Raw genomic sequence first — 16,676 nt, 5'->3', positions numbered from 1 at the left:
GCTACACCCCCTTCAGTTGCATTAACATTTTTTCCAGCACAAGCTGCGGGTTAGCGTGAAAGCGGAGTCTTTTTTGCAATTCAATCGCTTGATCCAAGCAGGTTACCCAGTGCTTCATATCATAAGACAGGGATTGTCCTGCCATCCATTCCGTTTGGTCTGCATAAACCAAATCGTTTCGATCACCGAGACTTAGCCGTACCATATCTTTAAGCCAAAGAATCAGCATATCCATAAACATAGGAAGCTGGTCCGAAAGCTCCGATTTAGCCATCTTTTGCTGCGCTGTAAGCATAGCCGTCGGCAATCGGGTCAAGCTTTCCTTAGTCAATTGTATCACTAGGTTTCTTATTTCTGCAAACCCATTTCCTTGAATAAGTTCACGAGCGGCATCCGTGCCTGCAGCCAGGCGAACAGCGGCCTGAATTAGCACAGAAGAATGGCCTTCGGATTGAAGAGCAGCTACCATCAACTGACGATTAAGCGGTGCAAAAGGAACCCATTGGGATCTCGACCGGATAGTCGGTAAAAGAGCTTGTCCATTATCCGTAATCAGTATCGCTACGACACGAGAGGTTGGTTCCTCTAAAAATTTCAACAGGCTGTTAGCCGCCTGCACGGTCATTGTATCGGCATTCTCGAGCACATACATTTTTAGTCCTGAAGCAACCGCACGATATGAAAACTGCTTTTGCAGCTCGCGAATTTGTTCAATCTTGATCGATGCGCCGTCCGGCTTCACCCAATGAAGGTCCGGGTGATTGCCATGCTCTACCTTGCGGCAGTCCAAGCATTCCCCGCAAGCATCGTCAGGCAGCACCTGGCAGTAGAGCGCTTGAGCAAAAGCAAGCGCCATCTGCCTCCGCCCTGTGCCGGAAGGGCCTGTAAAAATATAGGCATGCGAAACTTTATCTGTACGCAAACTGTTTTGTAATATACGTTTAACACGATCTTGCCCTGGTATGGATTGAAAAGACATCTCGGGTCCATTAAATCCTTTCCTAATTATCTATAGATGTATAATGCATTTAGCCAATATTAAAGTTAAAAAGTAAGATTAATCAGCATGCCTCGAATCTCGCCGATTTTATGAAGCAAATCGATACGTCCCTGCTCACTCTCCAGCATGTCATCAGCCATCATGAGCAGCTGTTGATCCACTTCCTCAAGCAGCTTGTAACGTTTGGCGCGCCCACGGCGATCCCAACCCCTCGTATCGCGAAGTTGAACGCCGCGGCGTGCCGTTTCCTCCAGAAACTGTTTGACGAGCAGCTTATACTGGCGCAGCTCGCGCACCGTCATAGACTTGGCCAGCCTATCGCCCTGCATGCTGATCTGCTGTAAAATGCGCTGCAGCTGTTCCTGTGACGCTCTTTCGTCCTGATTCTGCATCATATCGGAGAATGATTTATTTTGCAGCTGCTGAGTGGATGAACTTTCACTGCGCTGAATTTCTTTGCCGAAAGTACGTATGCCGGGATTTATTTTCACGCTGGTGTCCAACCTTTCTGTTCTTTCAAGGATACACGGCTGCGCTATCCTTTGAGAACGGGGTCGATCTTAGAAATGCTCAAACCTTTCAACCGGAAGCACGAATACTGCTGCGCCGCCAACCTGTACCTCGACAGGGAAAGGGATATATGAATCCGTAGTGCCGCCCATGGGGGATACCGGTGTTACCATTTGCTCACGAATCTTACAATTCGTTTTGATCACCTGCATGACTTCGCTAATACGTTCGTCTTCTATTCCGATCATAAAGGTCGTATTACCGGCGCGTAAGAAGCCACCTGTACTTGCTAATTTCGTTGCCCGAAAACCATCTTTAATCAAAGCATTAGAGAGACGGTTACTGTCTTTATCCTGTACTACGGCAACAACTAATTTCATGGCATTGCCCTCCTTTAACGTTTATGAGACGACTTTTTTCTTCATTAAAGTATGATAGTAGTGCGAGTTCACGAAGCGGCTATTTTATAAAACCACTACTCTAATAATTTGACATAAGTACTCATAATTCCTGCTTACCTAAGGAAGCGGTCCCAAAAGATGAGAAATGTTTTCCGCTTCAAACTATTCGTGGTTACCAGAACGGCTGCTCCAACCCGTCTATCTATAGTATATGAAGAAAATGCCTTCCAGGTTCGGACCTCGAGCAAGGGGTTTACCATGGTGCTGCAAATATGCCGATAAAATAAAAAGCTGACCATAAAAGGACAGCCTGTACAGTTAAAGTCATGACCCGCTTCTTAAATCTTCAGAAATAGCTTAAGAGCCTGCTTCACGCGTTCAAATACTTCTTCTATATGATGGTTCGCGTCCACTTTAACAATTCGATTGGGAAAAAGCTTTTCAACCTCCAAATAACCCTCACGAACCTGTTGATGGAACGCTAATGATTCTAAATCAAGTCTATTAATCTCTCTATCCTCATGGGCATGAATACGTTTAAGTCCAACTTGCGGATCAACGTCCAAATATAGCGTTAAATCGGGCAACACATTATCTATCGCAAAGTTGTTAATTGCCAATACCTCTTGAATGCCCAAGCCTCTCGCATACCCTTGATAGGCCAGGCTGCTGTCGATAAACCGGTCGCATATCACTATCTTACCTGCAAGCAGAGACGGTACGATCTTTTCTACCAGGTGCTGCCTTCTTGCTGCTGCATATAGTAAAGCTTCAGTGCGTCCGTCCATTAACGTATTTTTTTTATCTAAAATAACCGATCTTATTTGTTCGGCAATTTCTATTCCGCCCGGCTCACGGGAAGTAACGATCTCATAGCCTTTCGAAGCAAGATATTCGCTGGCCAAGGTAATGACGGAAGTTTTTCCAGCTCCCTCACATCCCTCTACGGTAAAAAAGTACCCTTTTTGCATATCTATATATATTCTCCATTCATTTTGTGGATCATACTCTGTAAAAAAACTTCCCTTAAAACCCCTTCAAGTTTACCATTATTATAATGGGTTTGTGCCGATAATGAAAGAGCCCCTCCGTTAAGAGGGGTTCATGGAGCTGTTCATCCAATCGCGAAGCTCTTCAAGCATTTGTTTGATCGTAGGGGTTTCATATTGTATAGAGCGCGTGCTTTTCAACGTCCTGTCAAGGTCAATAACATCATTTGGTTTAATCTGGACATCCCTCTTTTTGAAAACAACTCGACATTGCTCCAGCAAGTTGTATTTACTGACCATTTCCTTGCCTGTAAGGTGAATAATCCCATTAAGCCTGGGCTGCTTTTCTATCAGAAAACAAATAAATTTAGCTAATTCCAGTGTTGTTACTCCATTCCATGCTACATTGACGAAGCCCTTGACGCCTCCCCGTTGACGCATAAACCATTCGAATAAACCAACAGGCTCATTTACCAGCTCCGGCCCAAACATCGATACCCTAATGGTCACATGGGGAGCCTTCACTTCCCCCAATGCCTTGGTTTTGGCAAACACACTTGTTCCATCAGGCACATGAATTTCCTCGTAATTCCCTCTGCTCCCTTCAAATACACCATCCGAGCTAATCTGCACCAGTCGAGCTCCATAGCGTTCTGCAAGCTTTGCCAGCTGATGCGGCAGCAGAGCGTTAATCCGGTAAGCCGAGATCTCTTGCTGACGTGCCAAATCGTACCAGACGCCGCTTGAATTCACGATAACATTGGGACGAACCAGAGCGACCAGCTTTTCCACCATCACCATATCCTCCGGATCCCAGAAGAGAGCCCTCTCCGGCTTTACTTTGGGATGCAGTTCCGTTGCTGTATAAAACAGCTCATAAGGGGAGCAGCGGGATAAGTAATTAAATAACATATGACCTGCCATTTCATGACCGCCAAGGATTAATATTCTCATAATAGTATCACCTTTAAAGCTTCTTCAGAGTCTTCCGCCTTGTAGAGCGGATTCTTTTGGATGACATGAATGATTTCCTCCTATGGCTTATCTTAAAATGCAGCTTCCGTTTTCTTCGGGATGGCGCCACTTTCCTTGCACGCCTGATGATCCGTGACGAACTTAGCCGGCGTTTCACCAGTCTTCGGCCTCGGGCGGTTCGCTTGCGCTTCTTGCCTGCCCTTTTATGAGTAAATAAAAGAGGTTTCGATTGAGAGGGGGGACTCTGTGACCGCGGCGGGGCTTGAATAACTGGTTGCTGCTGGATTGTAGGACCGGTCACCTCGGGTACAGGAATGTTCGAAGGTGTTGGAGGCGTTGAATCAGTACGTGCTTCCTCCGAATGAGTAAGACGAGCTGCAGGTGCGTCCGATGAGAGAGGAGTCCCGTTCGGGATACCAAGTAACCACGCTTCTGGAACCTGGATCACATCTTCCCACCGATACCCGCAAGCTTCAAAGCTGTCTGGTGTAGGAATATGTCTCTTTTTTCCATTCTCAACAACAAATACAACTGGGGATTGCACTCCGGCATATAGACCACCTTCATTGGGTACAGGTTCGAGACTTGATTGTATGTTTTCAAGCGCCTCGCCAGCCTTGCTGCGAAATTGACGAAGGAGAGGCTTCAATCGGCTTCGATAGGCTCTCAAGCCATAAACATCCATGACCGCTTGACGCTGCAGCTGTGCTGACGCACCTGTATCCGAAAGCCGTTCCAACACATGGTGAATAAGGCTATCCAGATCTTTTTTGGAAACCAATCCGCTCCCTTGGCCTGTGGACATTAAAATTTCCTCCAAGCCTCCGGATCGGTAAGCGATAACGGTTTTCCCAAAGCCCAAGCCCTCCAACGCAGTAAGGCCAAAGCCTTCATCCACCAAGCTGGGGACGACAAGAATGTCGATAACAGGATAAATTCTCTCCAGTCGACTCTCAAATCCGGTGATCAGGAAACGATCTCTATAACCGGATGCTTCTATCAGCTTCATCCCTTCATCTAAGTAGTCCCCTTCGCCTCCAGCGATCAGAAAACGGACATCGGGCCGGGATTTCCCCACCTCGAGTGCCATCTTGATGAAATGCTCCAATCCCTTCTGCTTGTGCAGGCTTGCGGAAATAAAGCCTACCACCGGATTGGACTCACCGATACCCAATCTTTGTCTCTGGCTTTGAGACTGATCATCCCAGGTTTCGGGATGGTACACTTCCTCACGCCAGACTGGAGGGAGAAGATGCCATTTATGTTCGATATCCCGATGCTCGAATGGCAGGCGAACCGTTTTGGATATTCCGATGATCCAATCGGAATATCGGTCAATTTGCTCTACCGCGAGCGGAGTCCAAGCGTTCTCATTGATTTTTTCCGTAATCAACCAAGCAACGGGTATTCCCAGCTTTTTAGCAGCCATAGCAGGCAAAATATTCACGCATGTATTAACAATAACCAGGTCGGGGGCCTGAAGCAGCAAAAGCTCCAGCAGTTCTCCATAGCCCTCGCTGTTTCCTATGCGCACTGCTTGCTGACGAAGTGTTCCTTCGGGCTCATACAAAGACCATAATAAAGGATAGCTTTGTTCAATAACTTTAATTTCTAATTTTGCAGCTGCTGAGGAAAGAATACCCTTTTCGGGAACAACCAGCACACAATCCAGATAGGGTGACAGCTCCTGTACCAGCATTAATAACGATTTTTCAGCTCCGGTCATGAATTGGTCCCCGCACATATGGGAAAACAACATTACTTTCATCCGTTCCCAACTGCCCCAACGCTTAATGATTGCCTCCTGCATCCTAAATCACCTCCTGCGAGCTTTCCATAGGAAAGCTGTCTTCGTAAGCATTTGCAGAGCTTTCCCAAGGGAGCCTAGTCTCTCCAGCATCTAACGGATCTCCCCAGAGGACTCTACCTACCCTTTCTCTTATGGCGCATAGCCTTCCTATAAATGGCGAGGGTAGGATCGACCATTCGCTGAAGCGACCAGCGCTCCCGCCCCCAATTCCTCGCTTGTGCAGCTAAGCTTGAACATAGCGCAGAGCTGCTTAATGCGGCACGCAGCTGCTGCAGCAGCTGCTCCTCGTTGCCGGCAGAGAACATAAGCCCCGTCTGCCGGTGAGTTACCATCTCCGGTATTCCCCCTGCATCGGATACGACAAGAGCAACACCGGCAACCTGCGCTTCCATGACCGCCTGCGGATGATTATCCTGAAGACTCGGGAACACAAACAAATCAGACAGCTTCAACAGCGCAGGAACATCATGACGGTTGCCCAGAAAAAGGATGTGATCCTTCAGGCCAAGTGCCTCCGTCGCCTCCCGCAGCTTGCCTTCAAGGGCCCCCTCGCCAGCCAACCAGCACACCCAGTCCCTACGCTCCCCCTTAAGCCTTGACAGGCTTTTGAGTAAATTCATATGCCCTTTGACCACATCGAATCTCGCTGTGCAAATGATCACTTTTTTCCCTTCCGGACGCTTGATGTCGGTTCTTTTCTCCAACTGCCCAAGGAAAGAATCTATATCCATTCCATAAGAAGCGATATGCATTCGCTCCCCTGGGATATGAAAGTGCTGCATCATGGTGTTCTTTAACCATTGCGTTGGTGAAATTACCGCATCGCTGCACATTACGCCTTGCTGCTCACGAAGCATGGTATACGACCAGAGCTCTCCGGTCGGATCAGCTTCAGGCAGCCTACCCGCTTCCTTCAGCTGAGAAAACCACTCCGTAGCCAAACAGCCGTGTAAGGTAGTTACTAAAGCCGTTCCCGAATGCTTAACCCGGGCAAGAGCTTTAGCTGAAACTACATCATGGGCGTGGAGAAGATCATATTTTTTAACATTAAAGTATGCGGCGGCCACTTCGTAACAGCAGCGATCCAGCTCCAGCTCCTTAATCATAGGATGCAGTACCGGAAATCGCTCCTCCCAATAATGCTCCAGCTTGACACGAATCATTGGCTGGATGCTGCTTTTGACCAAAACAGTCTCTGGCTTATTCACAATATACCAGCCGCTCTCATCAGGAGTCTTGGAGAGTATATCCACGATGTGCCCCTGCTGTTCCAGCCCTTGCTTCAAATAATGCAAATGGGTTTGTATACCGCCTACTAACGGAAGACCCCAAGATGTAGCCATAAGGATTCTCATGATGATCTTCCTTCCATTTAGAAGTCCATATAAGTGTATGTCAGAAGATTTGAGGAGGATAGGGATAGATGACCATTTTTCTGCAGGGCAGCTTGTGACATTTACTCATTTAGTTCGGGTGCAATCTCTCTTAAAATATCCACTTATAAAGTAAATCGTGTGAATCTAACAACCGGAATCATCCAACTTAGACAGATGGTCAGACAAACTCGGGTCACTCTACCATTTTTTGATCATACAGGCTGTAATCTATTACGAAAATCATAGCGAGTGCGTAGGATGGAACAGTAATTACGAAATATAAAAGGGAGAGTGCCAGAGGTGAAACAAAGTACCACGTATAGGATCGCTGTGATCGGGCTTGGTTATGTCGGTCTTCCTCTCGCAAAGCTGTTCTTGGAACGAGGCCATACCGTTTATGGTATTGACTTGGATGAAAGAAAGCTAGATAAGTTGAACAAACATCAACCCTATTTATCCGACTTCACAAGAGCAGAAATGAAAGAAATGTTCGCGAGAGGCACCTTTCATGCTGGCAGCTCATTTGAAGTGATCTCAGAAACGGATGTCGTCATCATATGTGTACCAACACCGCTTAATGAACAGGCACAGCCTGATCTCACCTATGTAACCGGAGCTATGCGCAGCTGCCTGCCTTATCTTCATGTAGGACAATTGATTGTCCTTGAAAGCTCCACATACCCGGGTACAACAGAAGATGAGCTGCAGCCATTGATTGAATCACGCGGATTCGAAATCGGCAAGCATATCAGCTTGGCCTATTCACCCGAAAGAATAGATCCTGGGCAAAAGGCCTTTCCGCTTCACTCCATTCCGAAGATCGTAGGCGGTGTAACTCCGCGATGTACTGCTTTTGCAGAAGAAGTTTATGGCTCTGCTTTCGACCGGGTTGTTCTTGTATCTTCCCCGCGAACGGCGGAAATGACGAAGCTGCTTGAAAACTGCCAGCGTTTTGTCAACATTTCCTTTATGAATGAGCTCCTTCCCCTTTGCGAGGAGATGAACATTAATCTATGGGAGGTCGTCGCAGCGGCCAGTACCAAACCATACGGGTTTACCCCTTACTATCCGGGGCCAGGTATTGGCGGTCATTGCATCCCTATAGATCCTTTATATTTACTTTGGAAGGCAAGGACCCTTAACCAGGATATACCATTTATCGAACGATCCCATGAAGTGAATGAGGCGATGCCGGCCTATGTGGTAGAACGTGTGAAGAAAAGCTTGCAAGGCATTCCGCTGTCCGAGAGCAGTGTGCTTGTAGTTGGCGTTACTTATAAAAAAGATGTCAACGACCTTCGCGATTCGACCGCCATTCCGATAATAAAACAGCTGGCTGAGCTTGGAGTCCTGGTGAATTACTATGATCCGTACTTCGATCAGCTGCAGATAGGCGATAAAATCTACAAATCTTTGCCCCTTACGGCCAAAAATGTGAAGAAGCATAAATGTACGCTCATCCTAACCGATCATTCCAATCTCCCTTACAATCTAATTGTCGCTCATTCTTCCATTGTCATTGATACCCGTAATGCGACAAGTAAATTGCTGGACCGAAGTAACGTGATCATGCTGTAAATCCCACAAAAGGAGAGGTTTGACTTTGAACATATTGGTCACAGGCGGTGCAGGCTTCATCGGCTCCAACTTGGTAAAGCAATTGCTTGAGGCAGGGCATGATATATGGAGTCTGGATGATTTATCAACAGGGCGGACTACCTATCTAAAAGACGTACTTCAGCATAAGCATCATACCTTTGTAAATGGCTCGGTGCTTGACCGCGGCACCTTGGCCATTTTGATGGATCATGTAGACGTCATCTTTCATTTGGCAGCCGTACTTGGGGTAAAAAACACGGTCGATAATCCTATTAAAGTGATTGAGGGTAATATAGACGGAACACGCAACATTCTGGAGCTTGCCTATTCGAGGGGGCTTAAAGTCATATTCGCTTCCACATCCGAAATTTATGGAAAAAATGAAAATCTCCCGTTCCACGAAGCCTCTGACCGTGTCTATGGAACGTCATCGATTCATCGTTGGTGTTATGCCACCGCCAAATCATTGGATGAGCATCTATGCTTCGGCTACGCGCAAAAAGGCTTGCCCGTCACGGTGCTCCGTTATTTCAATGCATACGGGCCTGGACAAACGAATACCCAATACGGGATGGTAGTTCCCCGTTTTATACAAGCCGCTTTGGCCGACCGTCCGCTTGAAGTGCACGGTGACGGAACCCAATCGCGCTGCTTCACCTATATTGATGATACGGTAAAAGGAACAATAGCCGCTATAACACCGTCTGCCAACGGACTTGCCGTCAATATCGGCTCCAGCCATCGTATTACCATCATGGAGCTTGCCCAAAAAATCATTGCATTGACCGGTTCAAAATCTAAAGTTGTACTTAAATCATACAATGACGCTTACGGCCCTGGTTATGAGGATATGCATGCCCGAATTCCTGACTTAACCAGAGCTCGTAATGTTCTCGGCTACGAGCCTGGAGTCACGTTGGATGAGGGCTTAATGCGGACCATCGCTTGGTACCAAGCCGAAGCCGAAGCTGGTGCTGCTGCTGCGGCAAAGACTTTCACGGATTCAGGCGAGGGCAGGTGAAACCAATGAAAATTTTGGTGACAGGCGGAGCCGGATTTATTGGCTCTCATCTTACGGATGCTTTGATTGCGCATGGTGCTGAGGTACATGTAATTGACAACTTGAGCACAGGAATCCGTTCTCACGTTCACCCTCAGGCTCTTCTGCATATTATGGATATCCGAAGTCAGGAAGCTATAGAGGCCATCCAGCGAATTCGTCCGGAGCTGGTCTTTCATCACGCGGCTCAAGTCGATGTACAGCATTCCGTCAAAGAGCCTGCTAACGATGCAGGCATCAACATCGCCGGCACTGTGAATGTGCTTGAGGCTTGTCGGCTTGCCGGGGTGCGCAAAGTAGTCTATGCCTCCTCTTGTGCGGTTTACGGTGATAATGCCGCATCTATGGTGAAGGAGACTGACCCTATTATCCCTATATCCTATTACGGCATATCCAAGTATACTCCCGAGGCCTACTTACGGGTATATCGCGAGTTATACGGCTTGTCGTACACGGTGCTCAGATATGCCAATGTTTACGGCCCCCGGCAAACTCCCAAAGGAGAAGGTGGCGTTGTTGCGATTTTTATGGAACGGCTGCTCCATAAAAAACCGATGATTGTGTTTGGCGACGGTGAACAAACAAGAGATTTCGTCTGCGTACACGACGTTGTACGCGCGAATCTCGCTGCCATCCACCGCGGCGATCAGGAGACTCTTCACGTCTCGACGGCTATCCGCACCTCCGTGAACACAGTCGCAGCCGAATTGCAGCGCATCCATGGGGCTCCGCTTGAGCTTGTCTATGCTGCGGAACGTCTGGGAGATATCCGGCATAGCTGTCTGGATAACTCATGCATAGCCTCCTCACTCGGCTGGTCACCCATATACACACTGCGGCTCGGTTTAGAAGAAACCTATCGTCATGTCATGAGTGATTCATAGCAAACGCAAATATCCCTGCTGAGCAAGCTTCCTTACAAATAGGAAAGCTGTTCAGCAGGGATATTTTTCATTCCAGATTCGTAGGAGCCAACACTACCTTTTGCCAGCTATCGATGGGTCCCTTATACTGTGCTTTGAACTTTCCTCCCCAACGTTCAAGAGCCTTATCCGTAAAATATTGAATGACCTGATTATACTGTGCAGCATTTTTATCAGCACTTAGATTGTCTTCATAGGTTCGAAAATGGTACAAAATCCGGTTAACAAAAGCATATTCATACTGATCTAACAAGCGCAGCAAAATTCGTCGATCCTCCAGCATCCTGCCCTGTGTCAGATCATCCGTTTCCCAGCCACCTACCTCCCGAACACATTTAGTACGGTAAAATCGGGGCTGAACCATCCTAGGATATGTGGCAAAATCATATCGGTTCCTGAACAAGTGATGCTGCCGAATGCTCCCAAAATGATCTACGTTATTTCCATGGTTCCATTGAGCGCTGTTAGCATAGGCCAACGCCGTAGTCTCGCTCTCTTTTTCCATCGCTTCATAGAGAGCACGCAACGTATCCGGTTCTAACCAATCATCCCCATCCACCTGGACAAAATATTTCGTATCTATATACTCCAGTGCGTGATTAAGTACATGGCAAATTCCTTTGTTCTCTTGAAGCTCCACAATTCGAGTGCGATCCGGGTCGGCATACTGTTTGGCTTGATGCAGCGTATTGTCCGTTGAAGCATCATCAATCATAAGGATCTGCCAGTCTTGAAAGGTTTGCCGTCCAATCGATGCTAGCGTTTGCGCAATAAATTTTTGCTTGTTATAAGTAGGGACAACGACCGTCACTTTTTTGAATCCATCAGGTGATCACCTCTGGCTATTCATTTTCTTGTTTTTTAAGTTCCAAAAAGGAAATTCTTTTCCAGCCACCCTCCGTTTTCTCAAACGCAGGCTCGTACAAGTCACCCCATCGTTGCAGAGCATTCCTGACGCTCCATTCCATTACTTCCGTGTAAGTATCCACTTGACGTGTATGGTTGTTTTGATGAATCCGATGCTTATAGAGAGTCTTATCGACCCAATGAAAATGATAATCCTCTATGAGGCGGTATAGCGTAAGCATATCTTCCCGGTACCTTCCCTCGTAAGGGTCGTCCACTGGCCACCCGCCAATGTCATGCAAAGCTGAAACCTTGTAAAACCTAGGACATAAGGAAGTGTTAGCCATCAAAAAAGAGTAACGATCATCAAAGGCTGCGCCTCTTTTTGTTATCGTTTTTGTAATCTCACCCTGTTCATCCTCATAAAAAACAAGTAAATTACTACAAATCAAGCCAACCTGCTCCGGTTGATCCCTTGCTTCATTTAACAGTACCTCCAAAGCCTCCGGAACTAACAAATCATCGCTGTCCAGCTGCAACAGGTAAGGTGTCTTAGTATAAGCCAGACCTTTATTCAGGCTCATAGATTGGCCCAGGTTCCATAGATGCCGGATCAGTCTTACCCGGTCATCCTTCAAGTACTTTTGAATGGAAGACAGGTATTCTTCTGTAGAAGCATCGTCAATCAGGATCAATTGCCAGTCCTCATAGGTTTGTTGGAACACACTTTTGATGGCTTCAACAAGATAAGGTCCGCTGTTATAAAATGGAATTAGCACCGTTACCTTACTTTTCATAGCTTCCCCACCCCACACCTATCGAAAATATCCCTTAGCTTCATAATATGTGATCAGCAGCAATTAGTTTGGGCGGCTCCAAGCCTATCTCGGTCTGTTGTTTGGAATGGAAAAACTATCTGGCCTCCACTTCTGCCGTTACTAGCTATCTCTTATATACATAGAATGGGGAAGTAGAAATTCAAACTATGTTCGAGGTGAACCTATCCATGAAGGCTGAAGTAACTGTTGTTATCCCTTCGTACAATCCGGCGCGCTATTTAATCGAAGCATTGGACAGTGTGTTTTTGCAGACGTATAAAGGATGGAAAATCATCATCGTAGATGATGCATCAACAGACCATAGTCTTTCCTTGGTCGAGGAGTACATTGACAACAAAAGAGTCAAGCTGGTACAAAACGAAGTCAACATGGGGCAATCCGAATGTATGAACATCGGGCTAACATTAACCACTACGCCTTACCTGATACAACTGGACGCAGACGACTGGCTGTATCCGAATGCTTTAGAAATATTGATGGCAGAAGCGGAAAACGTATCCGAAAAGGTTGGATTAATTAGCGGAAATATCAATGTGATCATGGAGAATGAACAGGGGGAAGCGGTCAACAGCTTTCTAATGAAAAATCGCTCTTTTAGCGATCCTTATGACTATTTGCAAGCCAACGTGTCCCAATGGCCAAGATTTTACCGCACATCCGCATTGAGAGCAATCGGCGGCTGGCCAACGGACGACCCTTATAATGGAAGATTCATGGAGGATAAACGCGTACTAACAAGACTGATAGAAAAGTTCCGGTTTCATTGGATTGACGTTCCACTATACTATCACCGGAGACATGGCGCCAATCAAACCCATTTGTTCGAGGTTTATCAGCATATTACGGAGTGGAATATAAGAGATGCTTTGGTACGCTGGGGTGACGTATACGAGCCTGAATTCGGTATAAACAATGATGGCTGGATTTATTTGGCCAATTTAAGGGAAAAGTAAAGCCTCATATCGTGGAAATCAAAAGCAAAAGGGGATTCTTTTGGCCAACACTAAAACAAGAATCCCCACTTTTTATTCCAAATATATACGGCTGCCCTGTTCTTTAAGGAACGAGCTCGTTTGTGAGCAATCCTGCTATTATTCTCTTCCTGCTATTAATACAGGCAGCATGGGTACCTCCCCGGAAATCATCCCATGGATTCGCGCTCCCATTCTGACCAATTGGGTTAAATATTTAACCACTTCCTCTGTAATACGCTCACCCGGACATAGAATGGGTATTCCCGGAGGATAAGGCACAATCATCTCGGCCGACATCTGTCCTATTGATTCTTCAAGTGGAAGCTGAGCTGTCCCTTTTTGCCTGTACACATGCTCATCGAACGAAACAGGCTCAGATAACCCCGGTACAATGGAATACGTATAAGTTGATTGCCCTTGCTCCACATTGATCTCAGTGCGATGTGCCCTATCATCAATTGCTGTGTTCCCTATATTCTCCAATGCCTCAGCTAGCCTGCCCGCATCGGTTTGTGTGGAAGCTAAGCTGAAGACAAGAAGCACGGCCTGCGGGTCGGCTAGCTCCACGAAACAACCCCGCGCCTCAAGTGCATCCTTCAGCTCAAACCCGCTCATTAAGCCCTCGCGATCCCTCAGTATCACTTTAAACGGGTCTTGACGGATACTGCCGTAATCCACCGGTTTAGTCTCCAGCAGCTCAAACCTGCTCAGCTCCTTCATTCTTTCCTTAAATTGCTCCACGACAGCTATGCCTTGTCCTAGAAGCTCTTCACCATTGGTATGCATCTGCTTTCGGCTAATATCCAAGCTTGCCATTAAAGGATAAGACGGACTCGAGCTTTGAAGCATCGTCAAATACAGCTTGATTTCCTTCCGCTCAATAAGATTGCCCTGTACATGCAGCATGGCTCCCATAGTCATGGATGTTAGCAGCTTATGAGTTGATTGAACTACTACATCCGCCCCGCAGGATAACGCCGATTTAGGCAGCGCTGGATGAAATCCGAAATGCGCTCCATGCGCCTCATCCACTAATAGCGGCTTCTCCCTATCATGAAGAAGCTGCACAATGGGTTCAAGCGGCATAGCCCTTCCATAATAGCTAGGACGTGTTATGAGAAGCCCCTTGGCTTCAGGATACTTATCCAGTGCCAGTTCTACTGCTTCAGCCGGCAGACCAAGTGTCATACCTGTTTGCGGGTCTACCTCAGGGTTTAGAAATACCGCTCTCGCTCCTGCCAGCATAAGTCCATGAATCACTGATTTATGCACATCCCTCTGAACGAGCAGAAGCTCACCCCGTCGACAGACGCTAAGAATCATCGCCAGATTACCTACCGTGCTTCCGTTCACAAGGAAGAAGGTTTCCTCAGCCCCAAAGCAGTCTGCTGCTAATTGTTGTGCCTCCAATATCGCCTCTTCTGGATGATGCAGATCATCCAAACCGGCTATTTCCGTCACGTCCAGCCGCAGCATGGCTTCATAATAAGGCCGGGCGGATGCCTCCAAGCCTTGTCCTGATTTATGACCAGGGACATGGAAGCTGGCGTGCTCTCCCCCGGCGTGCTCGATTAACCGCTCAAATAGCGGAGCCTTATGTTTATTCATGTCAGTTATTCTCCCTATCAAACCAATAAAATGTATAAGCCTATTGTAACAAACAAAAAGCTCTCAACCAACGGGTAGCCGCCGAGATGAGAGCAGTTCTTTTTTCATAGACGAACTATGCGTCTTTTTTATATAAAATTTGCTTCATTTGATGGATAAAAAAAGAATACTTGGCATCCATAACATCGGTTTGGACCATCTCGTGTTCGCAGTCCTCGCAAATAAATTCTGATATAATTATAATGCCGTATTCCTTTGTTTGCCCGCAGATGATGCAGTTATGGGTCATAGTCTCAAGCATTGGGTCTCCCACACAACTCACCTCTATTCTTCTTTTCTATCAGTATGTCCTCATTCTCTTAAAGTAAACCTTACTGCTATATTTTTATGAAAATAGCTCGTACATAGTTCCAAAAGCTTATTTTTGACCCTTTTCCTGCCGATATAATAAATAATTAAAGAAATCTATGAAAATGGACGAGTGAGGTTATTGTGAGGGAACAACAGCTATCCAAGGAATCAACAGTTTATCATTACCGTCTTTTACAAAGGATTCACTCCAATAAGGTTTATTTCGGTATGTACTGGGGCCTAATCGCCGCACTCTATATCTGGGATTTAATTCATCTGCAGCCATTTTTTCTGCCCATTGGGCTTATTATCATTCCATTTCTACATACTCTTTTGATATACCTGTACTATAAACTAAAAGAGAAACGCAGGCTTGCACACTGGATGCATCAGCTTCGATTACCTTGGATCGGATTTGTTCCAACTAATTTCATAGCCATGCACCGTTTAATGAGGCTTCATCTTCAGTTGTTGTGGATCCCTGTTGTGATTAGCGCCAGCTTCTACCCCTGGGTATCGCTTGACCTTATTATACATATAATATTTGTTCATTTTTGGATTTTACTGCCGCGATTTATTATTTTTTTCCGATTTCGGCGCCATATTGAGAATGGCCTTCTAAAAATTAATGAGCAGGACACCTCTTGTTACACACAATAGTGAATGGTTTAAACAACAACCCTATCTCTAAACAACCTATAACTCTTTCTTGCTTTCTATCATAGTTATGCAGTTTCATCAGGTCTGGCTTCCCCCAAAGGAAGCCGCCTTTTTCCGAAATCTGCCTGGAATATTCTCCTTAACGGTGAATCGTTTACAAGGAAACCTTTGTAATTTTATTCTTATAGGTACTATCCCCTTGCTTCAGTAAAAATCCACCTTCTTGAGACTAGCCTCCTCCCAACACTGTCGTCGGGCACATCTTTTTGGAGACATAACAAAAAAACCTTTTCGGACTAAGTTTAAGTCCAAAAAGGTTTTTTCTGTTGTTTGCTTGGCAACGTCCTACTCTCCCAAGACCCTGCGGTCTAAGTACCATTGGCGCTGGAGGGCTTAACGGTCGTGTTCGAGATGGGAACGCGTGGTTCCCCTCCGCCATCATCACCAAACGAATGTCAAGGTTATTCCTTGAAAACTAGATCCGAAACAAGCAGCGTTGAGCAACGCTATATATTTTCACGGTTTCCTCACAACGTATTCGGAGTCGGCTTTAACGCTTCTCTCCACCTTGTGAAGGTATTCTTGGATAAGCCCTCGACCGATTAGTATTCGTCAGCTCCATACCTTGCGGCACTTCCACCCCGAACCTATCAACCTCGTCGTCTTCAAGGGGTCTTACATACTGGGAAATCTCATCTTGAGGGGGGCTTCACGCTTAGATGCTTTCAGCGCTTATCCCTTCCGTACGTAGCTAT

The 16,676-nt window shown here is 46.4% G+C and carries 15 protein-coding genes and 2 rRNA genes; 4 read left to right on the top strand and 13 right to left on the bottom strand.

Features of this window, described 5'->3' with window-relative positions; all coding sequences use genetic code 11:
- Position 1 precedes the first annotated feature (1 nt).
- From holB to NV381_RS33305, 7 genes are all read right to left on the bottom strand, one after another.
- Positions 2 to 979, bottom strand: a complete 978-nt coding sequence (holB, locus tag NV381_RS33335) for a DNA polymerase III subunit delta' (RefSeq protein ID WP_258217625.1) — start codon at positions 977 to 979, stop codon at positions 2 to 4.
- 65 nt (positions 980 to 1,044) lie between these two features.
- On the bottom strand, positions 1,045 to 1,491 hold the full coding sequence (locus tag NV381_RS33330) for a YaaR family protein (RefSeq protein WP_258217624.1): 447 nt from the start codon (positions 1,489 to 1,491) through the stop codon (positions 1,045 to 1,047).
- Between the two features lie 69 nt (positions 1,492 to 1,560).
- The gene (locus NV381_RS33325; protein ID WP_171656598.1) at positions 1,561 to 1,890 is read right to left on the bottom strand and encodes a cyclic-di-AMP receptor; all 330 of its coding nucleotides are present in this window, start codon (positions 1,888 to 1,890) and stop codon (positions 1,561 to 1,563) included.
- A 359-nt stretch (positions 1,891 to 2,249) separates the two neighbouring features.
- Entirely contained in the window at positions 2,250 to 2,882 is a 633-nt protein-coding gene (tmk, locus tag NV381_RS33320) for a dTMP kinase (RefSeq protein ID WP_258217623.1), read from the bottom strand.
- Between the two features lie 120 nt (positions 2,883 to 3,002).
- A complete protein-coding gene (locus NV381_RS33315; protein WP_258217622.1) occupies positions 3,003 to 3,854 on the bottom strand; it encodes a dTDP-4-dehydrorhamnose reductase family protein in 852 nt (283 codons plus the stop codon).
- Positions 3,855 to 3,867: 13 nt separating this feature from the next.
- Complete coding sequence (locus tag NV381_RS33310; RefSeq protein WP_258217621.1) at positions 3,868 to 5,685, bottom strand: glycosyltransferase; 1,818 nt, start codon at positions 5,683 to 5,685, stop codon at positions 3,868 to 3,870.
- Between the two features lie 113 nt (positions 5,686 to 5,798).
- Positions 5,799 to 7,028, bottom strand: coding sequence for a glycosyltransferase family 4 protein (locus tag NV381_RS33305; RefSeq protein WP_258217620.1), 1,230 nt, complete (start codon positions 7,026 to 7,028; stop codon positions 5,799 to 5,801).
- Positions 7,029 to 7,361: 333 nt separating this feature from the next.
- Here NV381_RS33305 and NV381_RS33300 point away from each other — a divergent pair, with 333 nt between their 5' ends.
- The 3 genes from NV381_RS33300 to NV381_RS33290 are packed head-to-tail and all read left to right on the top strand — an operon-like array spanning position 7,362 to position 10,604.
- Positions 7,362 to 8,639, top strand: coding sequence for a nucleotide sugar dehydrogenase (locus NV381_RS33300; protein WP_258217619.1), 1,278 nt, complete (start codon positions 7,362 to 7,364; stop codon positions 8,637 to 8,639).
- A 25-nt stretch (positions 8,640 to 8,664) separates the two neighbouring features.
- Positions 8,665 to 9,681 carry an NAD-dependent epimerase/dehydratase family protein gene (locus NV381_RS33295; RefSeq protein ID WP_258217618.1) on the top strand — a complete coding sequence of 339 codons (1,017 nt, stop codon included), beginning with the start codon at positions 8,665 to 8,667 and terminating at the stop codon, positions 9,679 to 9,681.
- Positions 9,682 to 9,686: 5 nt separating this feature from the next.
- Positions 9,687 to 10,604, top strand: coding sequence for an NAD-dependent epimerase/dehydratase family protein (locus NV381_RS33290; protein ID WP_258217617.1), 918 nt, complete (start codon positions 9,687 to 9,689; stop codon positions 10,602 to 10,604).
- 67 nt (positions 10,605 to 10,671) lie between these two features.
- Here the strand turns inward: NV381_RS33290 and NV381_RS33285 are convergent, their stop codons facing one another.
- A complete protein-coding gene (locus NV381_RS33285; RefSeq protein WP_258217616.1) occupies positions 10,672 to 11,454 on the bottom strand; it encodes a glycosyltransferase family 2 protein in 783 nt (260 codons plus the stop codon).
- A gap of 31 nt (positions 11,455 to 11,485) precedes the next feature.
- Positions 11,486 to 12,286, bottom strand: a complete 801-nt coding sequence (locus tag NV381_RS33280; RefSeq protein WP_258217615.1) for a glycosyltransferase family 2 protein — start codon at positions 12,284 to 12,286, stop codon at positions 11,486 to 11,488.
- Between the two features lie 209 nt (positions 12,287 to 12,495).
- On the opposite strand from NV381_RS33280, the gene NV381_RS33275 reads away from it, so the two are divergent.
- Positions 12,496 to 13,281, top strand: coding sequence for a glycosyltransferase family 2 protein (locus NV381_RS33275; protein WP_258217614.1), 786 nt, complete (start codon positions 12,496 to 12,498; stop codon positions 13,279 to 13,281).
- Between the two features lie 138 nt (positions 13,282 to 13,419).
- Here NV381_RS33275 and NV381_RS33270 read toward each other — a convergent pair whose 3' ends face one another.
- From NV381_RS33270 to NV381_RS33255, 4 genes are all read right to left on the bottom strand, one after another.
- Positions 13,420 to 14,910: an aminotransferase class I/II-fold pyridoxal phosphate-dependent enzyme gene (locus tag NV381_RS33270; protein ID WP_258217613.1), complete on the bottom strand. Its 1,491-nt coding sequence runs from the start codon at positions 14,908 to 14,910 to the stop codon at positions 13,420 to 13,422.
- A 115-nt stretch (positions 14,911 to 15,025) separates the two neighbouring features.
- Positions 15,026 to 15,211, bottom strand: coding sequence for a sigma factor G inhibitor Gin (locus NV381_RS33265; protein WP_258217671.1), 186 nt, complete (start codon positions 15,209 to 15,211; stop codon positions 15,026 to 15,028).
- Positions 15,212 to 16,253: 1,042 nt separating this feature from the next.
- Positions 16,254 to 16,370 (bottom strand): 5S ribosomal RNA (rrf, locus tag NV381_RS33260).
- 133 nt (positions 16,371 to 16,503) lie between these two features.
- Positions 16,504 to 16,676: ribosomal RNA gene (locus tag NV381_RS33255) — 23S ribosomal RNA — on the bottom strand; the annotation flags it as partial.

It is taken from the genome of Paenibacillus radicis (ex Xue et al. 2023) (assembly GCF_024722015.1).
Taxonomy (GTDB): Bacteria; Bacillota; Bacilli; order Paenibacillales; family NBRC-103111; genus Paenibacillus_S.
This window is presented reverse-complemented; position numbering and strand designations above follow the sequence as displayed.